General features: G+C 36.6%; 12 protein-coding genes. 7 read left to right on the plus strand and 5 right to left on the minus strand.

The features are described 5' to 3' along the window. The first annotated feature begins 146 nt into the window (after positions 1-146). A complete protein-coding gene (locus Q1A47_RS11965) occupies positions 147-317 on the plus strand; it encodes a hypothetical protein (protein WP_166530409.1) in 171 nt (56 codons plus the stop codon). A 163-nt stretch (positions 318-480) separates the two neighbouring features. Here the strand turns inward: Q1A47_RS11965 and pdxK are convergent, their stop codons facing one another. Beyond that, positions 481-1,278 carry a pyridoxine/pyridoxal/pyridoxamine kinase gene (gene pdxK, locus Q1A47_RS11970; RefSeq protein WP_166530410.1) on the minus strand — a complete coding sequence of 266 codons (798 nt, stop codon included), beginning with the start codon at positions 1,276-1,278 and terminating at the stop codon, positions 481-483. Positions 1,279-1,430: 152 nt separating this feature from the next. On the opposite strand from pdxK, the gene Q1A47_RS11975 reads away from it, so the two are divergent. The 5 genes from Q1A47_RS11975 (at position 1,431) to cydC (ending at position 8,699) form a co-directional block, all read left to right on the plus strand. Further along, on the plus strand, positions 1,431-2,525 hold the full coding sequence (locus Q1A47_RS11975; protein ID WP_166530411.1) for a glycosyltransferase family 2 protein: 1,095 nt from the start codon (positions 1,431-1,433) through the stop codon (positions 2,523-2,525). A gap of 331 nt (positions 2,526-2,856) precedes the next feature. Next, positions 2,857-4,209, plus strand: coding sequence for a cytochrome ubiquinol oxidase subunit I (locus tag Q1A47_RS11980; RefSeq protein WP_034678641.1), 1,353 nt, complete (start codon positions 2,857-2,859; stop codon positions 4,207-4,209). Beyond that, complete coding sequence (locus tag Q1A47_RS11985; RefSeq protein WP_026680306.1) at positions 4,206-5,219, plus strand: cytochrome d ubiquinol oxidase subunit II; 1,014 nt, start codon at positions 4,206-4,208, stop codon at positions 5,217-5,219. Before Q1A47_RS11980 ends, Q1A47_RS11985 begins: the two co-directional genes overlap by 4 nt. A gap of 37 nt (positions 5,220-5,256) precedes the next feature. After that, positions 5,257-6,990, plus strand: a complete 1,734-nt coding sequence (gene cydD, locus Q1A47_RS11990) for a thiol reductant ABC exporter subunit CydD (protein WP_026680307.1) — start codon at positions 5,257-5,259, stop codon at positions 6,988-6,990. After that, on the plus strand, positions 6,987-8,699 hold the full coding sequence (cydC, locus tag Q1A47_RS11995; RefSeq protein ID WP_166530412.1) for a thiol reductant ABC exporter subunit CydC: 1,713 nt from the start codon (positions 6,987-6,989) through the stop codon (positions 8,697-8,699). The genes cydD and cydC overlap by 4 nt, the downstream gene beginning before the upstream one ends. Positions 8,700-8,839: 140 nt before the next feature. On the opposite strand, the gene Q1A47_RS12000 is transcribed toward cydC, so the two are convergent. The 4 genes from Q1A47_RS12000 to Q1A47_RS12015 form a co-directional block, all read right to left on the minus strand. Further along, the gene (locus tag Q1A47_RS12000) at positions 8,840-9,235 is read right to left on the minus strand and encodes a RidA family protein (protein WP_026680308.1); all 396 of its coding nucleotides are present in this window, start codon (positions 9,233-9,235) and stop codon (positions 8,840-8,842) included. A gap of 314 nt (positions 9,236-9,549) precedes the next feature. Next, a complete protein-coding gene (locus tag Q1A47_RS12005) occupies positions 9,550-10,122 on the minus strand; it encodes a 5' nucleotidase, NT5C type (RefSeq protein ID WP_026680309.1) in 573 nt (190 codons plus the stop codon). Beyond that, the gene (gene ribD / locus Q1A47_RS12010; protein ID WP_121604391.1) at positions 10,122-11,228 is read right to left on the minus strand and encodes a bifunctional diaminohydroxyphosphoribosylaminopyrimidine deaminase/5-amino-6-(5-phosphoribosylamino)uracil reductase RibD; all 1,107 of its coding nucleotides are present in this window, start codon (positions 11,226-11,228) and stop codon (positions 10,122-10,124) included. Before ribD ends, Q1A47_RS12005 begins: the two co-directional genes overlap by 1 nt. Beyond that, positions 11,221-11,976 (minus strand): GTP cyclohydrolase II, encoded by a 756-nt coding sequence (locus tag Q1A47_RS12015; protein WP_026680311.1) that lies wholly within the window; start codon positions 11,974-11,976, stop codon positions 11,221-11,223. The genes ribD and Q1A47_RS12015 overlap by 8 nt, the downstream gene beginning before the upstream one ends. 315 nt (positions 11,977-12,291) lie before the next feature. Here Q1A47_RS12015 and Q1A47_RS12020 point away from each other — a divergent pair, with 315 nt between their 5' ends. Beyond that, a complete protein-coding gene (locus Q1A47_RS12020) occupies positions 12,292-12,726 on the plus strand; it encodes a VOC family protein (protein WP_026680312.1) in 435 nt (144 codons plus the stop codon). Positions 12,727-12,869: the final 143 nt, after the last annotated feature.

A 12,869-nucleotide genomic window follows, 5' to 3' on the forward strand; every position in this document is an offset into this window, starting at 1 on the left:
CGAATACAAACTATCGGATGTGCTCTAGCTATGGCAAACAGGAAAGGACCGGGCTGGTTTTTGCCCGGTTTTTCTTAAATGTATATAAAAGGATGACGATACGAACCGTATAATAGTAATCATTTAAATGGAGTGGGTGGAGGATTTTGAGGTGGATCGTACTTCCGGTAATTAGTATAAAAGTATGTCAATTTCGGGGAATTATGGAAAGAAATTTATTGGTAAAGTCAATGGAATTTGGAAAAAAAGACACCATGAAAACAATTAACGTGGAAGATGAATCGATCGATATAGCTATAGATATAGAAAGTAACTAAAAATTTCAGGGAGCGTAGCCTTGATTATGCTCAATCTATTTAATAGTCAGTTATAGTTTATTCCAAATTGTCTGTTGGCATGGATGACTTTAATTACGCTATAGACTTAATGGAATACAAGAAATGCCATGGAGACTAGTAGCTCCATGGCATTTTTATTACATTATTTATTATAGGCTCCATGCATAACCGGTCCTACATATGCATTCAATTTCCATCCAGAAGTAATTGCTGCTGTTACAAAGTCCTTTGCATCTCTGACAGCATCTTCAACGGATTTTCCTTTAGCCAAATTTGCTGTAATAGCAGCAGCAAATGTGCAACCAGCACCATGATTATAAGTTGTATTAATCTTATCCTTTTCCAAAAGTGTAAAGGAGTTTCCATCATAAAAAAGGTCTAACGCTTTTTCGTAATCAAATGCTTTTCCACCTTTAATAATGACATTTTTAGCACCTAGTTCATGGATTTTTACAGCAGCCTCTTTCATACCATCAACTGTTTTAATCGGTCCTGTTTGTGCAAGTTGTCCTGCTTCAAATAAATTTGGTGTTGTGACAATTGCATGTGGTAGTAAAAGTTCGCGCATTGCGTCCGTGTTCTCTGGCTGAAGGACCTCGTCATCTCCCTTACATACCATCACAGGATCAAGAATATAATTACGCAGTTGATATTCTTCAATCTTTCTTGCACCTAATTCAATAATATCAACAGAACCTAGCATACCCGTTTTCATAGCATCAACGCCAACGGATAGAATGGTATCCAATTGCTTTTCTACAATATTAACATCAATGGGTGAAACATGGTGGCTCCAACCATCAGGATTCATTGTCACGATTGAGGTAAGTGCTGTCATACCGTAAACATCATGCTCTTGGAATGTCTTCAGATCCGCCTGAATTCCAGCACCACCGCTAGAATCAGAGCCAGCAAGAGTTAAGGTTTTTTTCATTGTCATTTATATCGCCCCAAACTTAAGATTCTTCGTTCTTCTTATAGAATATAACAGAAATTCTGAGAATGAAAGTATTAGATGCTGTAGGAGCGTTATGAACAATTGCATGGATATAAATCATATAGTAATGGTAGCTAGATAAGGTGGTGAAATGAATGAAAACAATTAGTTTATGCATGATAGTAAAGGATGAAGAAGAAATATTAGAACAATGCTTAAGAAGTGTGGAATCGGTCTGTGACGAAATAATTATTCTAGATACTGGATCAAAGGATAATACTAAAGCGATAGCTTCCAGTTATACAAGCAAAGTCTATGATTTTGAATGGATCGAAGACTTCTCAGCTGCACGGAATAAAGCCTTTAGCTATGCAACGAAGGATTTTATCATGTGGTTAGATGCAGATGATATTTTGCTTCCTGAGGATATGGAAAAGTTAAAAGAACTAAAAAAAGAGCTCCATGATGGCATAGATGCAGTTTCCATGTATTATCACACTGCATTTGATGAACAAGGAAATCCTACTTTTAAATATCGAAGAAATCGGCTTGTAAAAAGAAGTAATCAATTTAAATGGTTTGGAGTAGTCCATGAGTATTTACAGGTAGGCGGAAATATTATTCCTTCACAAATAGCTGTAACTCACCGGAAATATGAGAAGAATAATACTTCGAACAAGGGGGATCGCAATTTAAAAATTTATGAAAGGCAATTGGAAAAGGGCAAAGCGTTTACTCCAAGGGATATGTTTTACTATGCTAATGAGCTAAAGGATCACGAGCGAATAGATGAGGCAATTACGTACTATCAGCGCTTCTTAAATACAAAGCAAGGATGGGTGGAGGATGAAATACGTGCATGCATCTATATGGCTGACTGTTTTAAAGCGAAACAGGAGTCAGATAAAGAATTGGAGGCTTTATTACAAACATTAAAATTTGACTTGCCGCGCCCTGAGGTTTCATGTAGGGTAGGGGACCATTTTAAAGAAAACGGATTATTCAAAAAGGCAAATATTTGGTATGCTTTGGCACTTACATTAGAACCTGAAAATGATAGCGGATTTACAAATACAGCATTTTCCACTTGGTATCCTCATTTACAGATGTGCTATTGTAACTGGCAATTAGGGAATAAAAAAGATGCCTATCATAATCATGTCATAACAAAAAAATATAATCCAACCAATTCACAAGTACTTCATAATGAAAAATTCTTTCAGCGCTTAGATAAAGAGGAGTTAAAATAAGCTATGAACTATTGATTCCCTGCATACATTTAACTTGTGTGTAGGGGTTTTTCATCATTTTTGCAATGAAAAATCTCAGTTTGAGGTGTAATTTGTCTACAATAGGGAATTATCTAAATGTAGACAGACATAATTTTGTCTTTGGTTTGTCAATGTTTTGTCATGGTAATCATCTTTTTTCTATATAAGAATAGTTTATACTAGCAGTAAAGTGGATAACAATAACATGCTTAAATCAGTCTAAGGATAAGGATGTATATGAATAGATATTCGCTTGATCAGTACTGAGCAAGTTGAGAGCTTGCATGAATAAAGGAGGAAAAACCGAATTATGATGGATATGGATCCGGTGCTAGTGAGTCGACTTTTAACTTCACTAACACTCGTATTTCACATTATCTTCGCTACTCTTGGTGTCGGAGTACCATTAATGATATCTATTGCTGAATTTATTGGAATTAAAAAGAATGATCCACACTATTCAATGCTAGCACGGCGCTGGACACGCGGATTCGTTATTCCTGTAGCAATTGGTGTTGTAACAGGTACAGCTATAGGACTCCAGCTATCATTGCTTTGGCCGCAATTTATGCAAGTAGCTGGAAATGTTATTAGCTTACCGCTTTTTATGGAAGTATTTGCATTTTTCTTTGAAGCCATCTTTTTAGGAATATACCTTTATACGTGGGATCGATTTAAAAATCCGATGACCCACTGGTGGTTTTCTCTTCCAATTGTAATTGGAGGTGCACTTTCTGCTGTATTTATTACTTCAGTAAATGCATTTATGAATACACCTGAAGGCTTTACGACAGGAGCAGGTGGTTTTGCGGCCATAAATCCAATCGATGCTATGTTTAATCCTGCTATGCCTTCAAAGGTATTTCATGTTTTAACTTCTGCTTATTTGACAGTGGCTGCAATTCTTGCAGCAATCGCTGCATTCAGTATGCTACGGAAGAAAAGAACAGAATATCATAAAAAAGCACTAAAATTAACGGTTACATTAACCTTTCTCTTTTCAATTTTGACAGCAATTGCTGGAGATGTGTCCGCAAAATTTTTGGCAGAGCATCAGCCCGAAAAATTGGCAGCTGCAGAATGGCATTTTGAAACAGAGGAAGGAGCAGATCTTGTCCTGTTTGGTTGGTTAGGTGATGAGAATACACCTGCTGGTGTACTTCGTTTCCCTGGGCTTTTAAGTTTCCTAGCTTATGGGGATTTTCAGAGTGAGGTAACCGGACTTGAAGAATTCCCTGAAGAGGAACGTCCACCTTTATGGATTCACTATATGTTTGACTTTATGGTGGTAATCGGATTCTTCTTATTAGGAGTGTCCTTACTATATATTTTATCGTGGAAAATTAAACGGTGGAATGAACATAATAAATGGATGCTATGGCTACTCGTAGCTAGTGGACCATTAGCGATGCTCGCTATTGAATTCGGTTGGATATTTGCAGAAGAAGGCAGACAGCCGTGGATATTACGGGGTTATATGTTAGTAGAGGATGCGGCAACGACATCTCCATATGTAGGTTTGATGTTTCTACTATTTCTTGGATTATATATCGTATTAGGAGTACTAGGTGTTATTGTATTAAGGAAGCTTTTTAAAAATAATCCGGCTGAAGAAGAACTAGAGAAGAAATACCCGACGATAGAAAAGGGTGATAACACATGAGTTATGAAATAATTGGGATTACCGTATTGTGGATCTTTTTATATGGTTATCTTATTGTTGCATCTGTCGATTTTGGCGCTGGCTTTTTTGCGTATTACGCAAAAATCACAAAAAAAGATCATATTATCAACCAATTGATTTCAAGATATCTGTCCCCTGTCTGGGAAGTAACCAATGTATTCTTTGTTTTTTTCTTTGTGGGCATCGTCGGGTTCTTCCCTGACTCGGCTTACTATTATGGAACTTCACTGTTAGTTCCAGGAAGTATTGCTATAATATTGCTAGCCATACGTGGCTCCTTTTATGCCTTTGAAAATTACGGATCTAAAAAAAGCAATGTGTATATGTTCTTATATGGAGCAACGGGTTTATTAATTCCGGCATCATTATCTACTGCTCTAACGATGTCTGAAGGTGGTTTTATTTTAGAAGAGAATGGTGTTGTTTCTTTAGACTATCTTGCATTATTTACAAGTCCTTATTCATGGAGCGTTGTATTTCTTGCTATTGTATCCGTGCTATTTATTAGCGCAGCGTTTCTAACATTTTATGCAGCAAGGGCGAACGACCAGGCAGCGTTAAAGCTTGTTCGTAAATACGCATTATTCTGGGCTACACCGACCATTATTGCTGCGCTGACTACATTTATTGCTTTAGGTCAGCATAATGAACGTCATTATCAGAATATGTTTGATTTGTGGTGGATGTTCGGTCTATCCGTTGGGTTCTTTATGATTGCCATGTGGTTAATTTATGAAGGAAAACGTTATGGATTAGCATTTATAAGTGTGATGCTGCAATTCTTCTTTGCCTTTTTTGGATATGGTGCTAGTCATCTTCCATATATTTTGGATCCTTATATTACGATTTACGAAAATGCGACGCATGAAGCAACAGGGATTGCATTGATTGTCGTATTTATCTTAGGCTTATTTTTGCTAATTCCTTCGCTAATTTTACTCATGCGCTTATTCTTATTTAATGCAGATTATGTGAAGGGAAAGAAATGAGGAGCTACAAAAGATTCTGTTGAACAGGAGCTAAATAATGCGCGATGTAAAAGAATTTTTAAATAGCAAAAAATTTAGCATGATCTATTTATTGGTGTTTGCTTTCATAACGGGTGGAGCAATTATTGGACAAGCTTATCTACTCGTCAGCATAATCGATGGTGTCTTTCTGGATGATCTAACCTTTCGAGAAATCCTCCCATTATTGGGAGGATTATTCATCATTCTCTTCGTAAGGACTATGTTTACTTACCTGAGCGGTAGGGTCGGTGTTCGACTGGGAGCAAATGCAAAAAGATATTTTCGATATATATTGCTTGCGAATTATACAGAAAACCCTGTTCAGGCTTCACTTAAGGGGCAGGCAGGTCAAAAGGTTAGTGTCACCATGGACGCCACTGATGAGATAGATAGCTATTTTAGTCAATATATCCCTCAAGTGATTCGCTCTTCAATTATTCCAGTTATGATATTAATAGTTGTATTTACCCAGCATGTAAATACTGGTTTAATTATGCTTATTACATTCCCATTTATCCCGTTATTCATGGTTATAATTGGGATGCAAACAAAGAAAAAGTCAGAAGAACAAATGGAGAAATTGGCTGTATTTTCAGGTCGGTTTTTAGACACGCTTCAAGGTCTTGTTACTCTAAAATTATTTGGCAAAGCTAAGCAGCAAAAAGAAGCTATTCAACAAAGCAGTTTAGGGTTTCGGGATGCTACGATGGATATTTTAAAAGTAGCCTTTGCATCATCTTTTATGTTAGAGCTGATTTCTATGTTGGCAATCGGGATCATCGCATTGGAAGTTGCGCTGCAACTAATTATTTTTGATGGAATATCTTTTTTTACGGCATTTTACGTGCTCGTACTAGCTCCTGAATTTTTCACAGCACTACGTGAGCTAGGAACGGCTTTCCATAATGGAAGAAGCAGTATGGGAGCTATAAGAAAAATTGAAGAAGAGTTAGTGGATGGACCAGCTGTTCACTGGGGAGATAAGCCGATTCCGAAAACAGATATCCCAGTAAAACTGGAATTAATAAATGCGGGCTTTCAATATGGAGAAGATCAATTTGCATTAAGACAAATTAATACAAGCTTTTCACCAATAACCAAGAATGCGATTGTTGGTAAAACAGGATCTGGAAAGACGACGCTCTTGCATATGATTGCAGGTATTATCCCAACGCACGGAGGTGGTATAGCTATTGATGGTGTGCCTTTAACTAAATATAAAGAGGAAGACTGGTTTCATAGACTTAGCTATATTTCACAGGATCCATATATTTTTTCGGGGACAATTACAGATAATATTGCTATTGGAAGTAACCATCAACAACCAACAAAACAAGAAATAGAAGAAGCAGCAGAACAGGCAGGTATTTCGGATACAATCGCTTCATTTGAGCATGGCTATGACACAGTAGTAGGAGAAGGTGGAAGAGGCTTGTCTGGGGGAGAAAAGCAACGTCTAGCCTTAGCAAGAGCCTTTTTAAAGCAACCATCTATTGTACTATTTGATGAACCAACCGTTGGATTAGATTTAAAGACAGAACGAATCTTGCAGTCTTCCATTGAAAAGCTTGCGAGAACCGCCACGATTATTACAGTAGCTCATCGATTGCACACGATTAAAGATGCGGATAAGATCCTGTTTCTTGATGATGGAATGCTTATTGCAGAAGGAACACATGAACAATTAGTACAAACGGTTCCCGGATACCGAACAATGGTATCTGTACAACGGGGAGGGAAGGCTGAATGAGAGATCTAGTAATTGTGACCAGGCTTATGATGAAGGAAAAAAGAGATATTCTCCTTTCCATTTTTTTAGGGTTTATTGCTGGTCTAGCTACGGTATTACTGTTCTCGGCTAGCGGATATTTAATTTCAAAAGCAGCATTACAGCCGCCGTTTTATACGTTAATGATTCTGATTGCTTCTGTAAAATTGCTTAGTTTTATTCGAGCGTTCAGTAGATATGGAGAACGGTTTGTTTCCCATCGGGGTACATTTACGATGCTTAGTAATTTGAGAATGACTTTTTATCAAAAATTAGAGCCATTAGCACCGGGTATATTTAATAAGTATCGTAGTGGGGATCTTTTGGCAAGAATTGTTGGGGATGTAGAGAGTCTACAAAATTTCTTCCTGCGTGTGGTCTACCCACCAATTGTTTTAGGGCTCGTGTTTCTTAGCACAATTTTCTTTACATGCTTTTACTCTATCCATATAGCCATTATTCTGTTCATTGGACTATTACTCACAGCAGTTGTAATACCTGCTATTTTTGCTATACGTCAACAAACAATCAACAGCCAAGTACGAGATGAGCGAGCAAAGTTATCAACAGAAGTAACCGAGTTTCTGTATGGATTTCGTGATTTGAAAATTTATCAGCAAATGGATAATAAGCGAAATCAACTTTTAGAGACATCTAATACTTATATCATGGAACAGGAGCATGAGGGGATTAACACCTTGTATAATCAGTCAATTAATAATTTTGTTTCATTACTGGTAACGTGGAGCGTTTTGGCTGTTGGCGCCTATTTGATTGGGCAAGGACAGTTAGATGGTGTGTTATTAGCTATGTTGGTTATGCTTTCTATTACTGTATTTGAAGATGTATCACCCATGGCTGTATTTCCGATTCATTTTAATGATAGTAGACGAGCAGCGAATCGATTATTTTCTATAGTTGAGAAAAAGGATAAAAAAATGGTGGAATCAAGTTTATTTCAGCAAATCGTAACTGCACCTACTATCAACATGAAAGGTGTATCCTATACGTTTTTAAATGAAGGGCGACCAGCTGTACATGAAGTAGATTTGCAGCTTTCAGCTGGTTCCAAAACAGCAATAGTTGGTCCAAGTGGTTCCGGAAAATCAACCATACTACAGCTACTATTAAAGTTGGTCACGACAGATACAGGTAAACTATCCATGAATAATACGAATTTCGACCAGATCCAACAGGAGAGTATCTGGGAGGCTGCAAGTGTCGTTCTCCAAGAAAATCATTTCTTTTATGGTACGATTAGAGATAATCTGCAATTAGCGAATGATGGAGTAACAGAGAATGAGATGCATGCCATGCTTAAGAAAGTTCAATTAGATCATTTTGATTTAGATAGTCATGTATTTGAAAAAGGAGAAAATTTATCTGGCGGAGAGAAACAACGATTAGCAATTGCAAGAGCAATGCTTAAAAGGGGATGTTTTTGGTTGTTGGATGAACCTACTTCTTCACTTGATGCTGTAACAGAGCAGATTGTATATAACCACCTTTTTCAACAAGCAGCAGATGATACAGTTGTTTTGATCAGTCATCGTTTAACTGATATGGAACGTATGGATCAAATCATTGTGATGGATCAAGGACGAGTAGTAGAAAAAGGAACCTTTACGGAGCTAATGGATAAGCGTGGATACTTCTATGAAATGAAAGAATTAGAGAGGAATTTGTTATAGCAGTATCTCGTACTAGTTTCGGATCACCCTTTTGTAATAATGATTAATGAGATGATCCTTTATAGTTTAATATAAAAGGAACCCTCTTTTGAGATAATTCTTCAAAAGGGGGTTCGCAAGAATGAAGTGTGTCGTTATTTTTATACTTTAGCTGCCCAAATTTCTAGTTCTATTTTTATTTCTGGCAAACCTAATTCTGTAATGTACCCGATAGTCATTGCAGGGTAATTGTTACCGAATAATTCTCCCCATTCGGAATACAGGTAATCCCAATCAATTTTTTCAGTTGCCCAAACATTTACTTTTATAATATTATTTGCTTCTAGCTGTTCAGATTCTAGTAATGTTTTAATGTTATGAAATGTATTGTTAATCTGTGCGTTCAAACTTTCTGGGAATGAACCATTCTGATCTACTCCGACCTGTCCGGAGCTTACATAAAGTTCCGAGTTCCTAGGTATTTTGGTTATATGAGTGTAATTACCGACTGGTTCCGGCATGTTTGCTGGATTTTTTCTAGTTATTTTATTTTTCATTTTTATCGACCTCGTCATGTTTATTAGTATCTGCAGTTTTCTCTAAAAGGCATTTAGACACACTCCATCCTAGGAAATGTATCTTAGAAAAAAACAGCAGTAGAGTATCCATATCCTAAAGATAAAAATTCAAGTGATCTTTTCTTCATAATATGCATACTCCTTTCTTTACTGACAAGTTCGATGTTTGCTATATCGTAATCGAAATGTATAATTAATTATTGATCAATCTTCTAAATGAATTTTATCATTTTTTTTCATCACGATCAATGTAAAAAAGCGTTATAGCGACAGTGAGTGTACCTCGTATAAATTTACGGTAGTGTATCCAATAACTCCTTCAATTCGTACCAATCATATAGTCGAATAGCCTCTGTAAAATTCCTATTATAGGACTGATCTTTTAATAGAAGCGTTGTGTCACTATCTAACAATGTCTTAAGGACAGTTGGCTTGTCATCTACGTAGTAATCGAGATTTAATTCGTTAATGATGGTTATTTTTTCATGATCCTTCATTCCATAATAAAAGTTACCATCATCGATAGGGAAATCACGTTCGCTTAACCATTTTTTTGTTCGTTCGCCATGTTGAGAAGGACGGGCGGTAATATAATATATATCATGTCCCTCACGCTTAAGCCATTTTACTGTTTCTAATGCTCCTGGAAAGATAGGACAATCCGTATAATAAATAGATTCTAACGAGCTTCTCCACAATTCTTTTCCTTCTTTATCTGTAAGTCCAAAAGGTTCGTGAATTTCTACCCTGGTTAAACGATAGAATTCCTTAATAGGTACATGTTTATTTAATTTCTCTCTATACAAGTTAAAGGCATGTTCTCGTAAATTAAGTAACGTATCATCAATATCAAATCCAAAGTTCATTATACATCCCTCATATCCCTGTAGGCAGGATATCCCGTCCATTTAAAGTCTTTACCAATCTGTGTTATTTCTATATCCTTCAGTTCAATTGCATGTTCCATCTTGTCTATGCCAGTCCCTTCAAGAAAAGTTGGAGCATGTTTTCCACCGATTAATTTTGGAGCCATATAAATAATCGTTTTATCTACCAATCTATTTTCAATAAAGGAGGCATTGATTACTCCTCCAGCTTCAATTAGTAATGATGATATACCATGTTCCCCTAGATATGTTATGACTTTCCCTGGATCAACAACGGTTGAATCGCCTGTGTTAATAACAGTAACACCAAATCCTTCTAATTCTTTTCGCTTATGTCTATCATGATTTTTGGTTGTAAAAATCCAAGTGTTTGCCTGCTTATCCTGAACAATCTGATAATCTAAAGGAATTCTCAAGGAAGAATCCATAACAATTCTTAGAGGGTTACGACCATTTGGAATCCTTGCTGTTAGCGCGGGATTATCCTTTAATACGGTATTTATTCCTGTAAGAATCGCCATATGTTCGGTTCGTAGTTGATGAACATCCTTCCTGGCTTCTTCAGATGTAATCCATTTACTGCTAAGCGTATGACTAGCAACTTTTCCATCTAAAGTGATTCCAGTTTTCAAAGTAATAAAAGGTCTCTTTTGTACAATATACGTATTAAATACTTCGTTCATTTTAATTGCTTCTGCTTCACGAATACCGATTTCCACTTCGATACCTGCTTTTTTTAAAATAGAAACTCCATTTCCAGAAACAATTGGATTTGGATCTAGGGTTGCAATAACAACCTTTTTAATCCCTGCTTGTACAATTGCTTCGGCACAAGGACCTGTTCGACCATGGTGTGAGCATGGTTCAAGTGTAACATAAATCGTTCCACCCCTTGCCTGCTCTCCAGCCATTCGCAATGCATGAATTTCCGCATGTGGCTCCCCAGCTTGCAAATGCGTGCCTAGGCCAACTATTCGATTATGATTAACAATGACGGACCCCACTAGAGGGTTTGGGTCCGTTTGTCCTTTCGTAGCTCGGGCGTTGTTTAATGCAATATCCATATAAAATTCATGATTAGTCATTGAAGCAATTCCCCTCTGCTTGCAAATGCCCTGACTTTGTCACTTTCGTTTGTAAGTATTTACGGTTGTATTCAGAAACATCACCCCATAATGGGGTTCTCCCTGAGACTGGTAGCCCAGCTTTTTCTAACGCTTCAAGTTTTTTCGGGTTATTTGTAATTAAGGTAACTGATTTGTTACGTAATTTTTTCAAGACTAGAATAGCGTCATCATAATCTCTAGAGTCATTAACAAAACCAAGAGCTTCATTGGCTTCAACGGTATCATAGCCGTTTTCTTGAAGGAGGTAAGCCATTGCTTTACTAAATAAGCCAATTCCTCTTCCTTCATGGTTCGATAAGTAGAATAGTGCGCCTGCACCATTTTCTTTAATTCGCTTCATGGATTCCTTTAATTGAAAGCCACAATCACAGCGTTTGCTTCCAAAAATATCGCCAGTATGACAGATGGAATGCATACGAATTAAGGCATTTTCAGCATTAGCGAAATCCCCATATACTAAAACACTGGATTGTTGGAAGTCAGCCAAATTAGAGGAAGCTAATTTTTTAATGATTTCTTCATAGTCCTCTGTAATTTGATCATAATTTAGCCAGCAATACCACTGGAATACAGTTGTCTCTCCATCTAGATTTACAGGTAGTTGAATTGGTCCAACTAAATATATAGCACGTTCATTCTTTTGTATGAGTTGAATTTTATCCTTCAAAATAGAAAAAACGTCAGATTTAAGCTTTATTTGTTCCATTTTGTAATCTCCTTTCATTTCCACTAAGTATAATGAAAAAAACGGATATCATCAATTTTTCGTTCTTTTAATGTTATCCAGTATATTTGAGAAATTTACTTGGTATAGGAGAACCTAGATCAGATAAACGATACGGAGGTAAAGCACGTCGTTTATTAATATGTTAGACCTGTTACTAACATATAGTATGTACTATATTTTCTTCCGATTGGGATAAAAATAGTATTTTATTAATTTAGAAGGTTCACTTTATTTCTCGTTTACATACATACTGTATGTATGTTAAGGTGTAAAAAATGATATAGGAGGATGTTTATGCGGGTATCGAGTTTTTATCCAGTTATCATGACAGATCAAGTGGAGATAAGTTCCACCTATTACCAAAACTATTTTAATTTTGAGGTGGTGTACGAAGCAGATTGGTATACTAGTTTAAAACGGGTTTCGAATTCACTAACGTATGAATTAGCCATATTAAATGCTACCCACACAACAATTCCAGAGGAATATCGAAAATCTGTACAGGGAATAATTTTAAATTTTGAGGTAGCGGATGTAGATATTATTTATGACAGGCTTATTACTGAGTTAAAACTTCCATTGATACAGGAACTCCGTGACGAAGAATTTGGGCAAAGACATTTTATTACAGAAGACCCAAATGGTATATTAATTGATGTAATAACAGTCGTTCCTCCTTCTGCAGAAGAGACGAAACTGTATAAGCAACAGATATGGAATGAAGAGTGAAAGGATGTTCATACAATTGCTTTAAAATATTCATTTTCCAGTGATTTAGCCAAGCGTCTGACTGATTTGATCAAACCGTACTCCCCATTATTTGAAGAACAGTTATTTATCCCGCATATAACTGGTAGTAAGACCCTCACTTC

Origin of the sequence: uncultured Virgibacillus sp. (assembly GCF_947495635.1) — a bacterium.
Classification (GTDB): domain Bacteria; phylum Bacillota; class Bacilli; order Bacillales; family Amphibacillaceae; genus Virgibacillus; species Virgibacillus salarius.

Bases quoted from the DNA above. Each gene is read 5' to 3' on its own strand.
- Q1A47_RS12000 (WP_026680308.1), bottom strand. From the start codon at position 9,235: ATGAAAAATAAAATAACTAGAAAAAATCCAGCAAACATGCCGGAACCA.
- Q1A47_RS12020 (WP_026680312.1), top strand. From the start codon at position 12,292: ATGCGGGTATCGAGTTTTTATCCAGTTATCATGACAGATCAAGTGGAG.
- Q1A47_RS11980 (WP_034678641.1), top strand. From the start codon at position 2,857: ATGATGGATATGGATCCGGTGCTAGTGAGTCGACTTTTAACTTCACTA.
- Q1A47_RS12005 (WP_026680309.1), bottom strand. From the start codon at position 10,122: ATGAACTTTGGATTTGATATTGATGATACGTTACTTAATTTACGAGAA.
- Q1A47_RS11975 (WP_166530411.1), top strand. From the start codon at position 1,431: ATGAAAACAATTAGTTTATGCATGATAGTAAAGGATGAAGAAGAAATA.
- ribD (WP_121604391.1), bottom strand. From the start codon at position 11,228: ATGACTAATCATGAATTTTATATGGATATTGCATTAAACAACGCCCGA.
- cydC (WP_166530412.1), top strand. From the start codon at position 6,987: ATGAGAGATCTAGTAATTGTGACCAGGCTTATGATGAAGGAAAAAAGA.
- Q1A47_RS12015 (WP_026680311.1), bottom strand. From the start codon at position 11,976: ATGGAACAAATAAAGCTTAAATCTGACGTTTTTTCTATTTTGAAGGAT.
- cydD (WP_026680307.1), top strand. From the start codon at position 5,257: ATGCGCGATGTAAAAGAATTTTTAAATAGCAAAAAATTTAGCATGATC.
- Q1A47_RS11985 (WP_026680306.1), top strand. From the start codon at position 4,206: ATGAGTTATGAAATAATTGGGATTACCGTATTGTGGATCTTTTTATAT.
- pdxK (WP_166530410.1), bottom strand. From the start codon at position 1,278: ATGACAATGAAAAAAACCTTAACTCTTGCTGGCTCTGATTCTAGCGGT.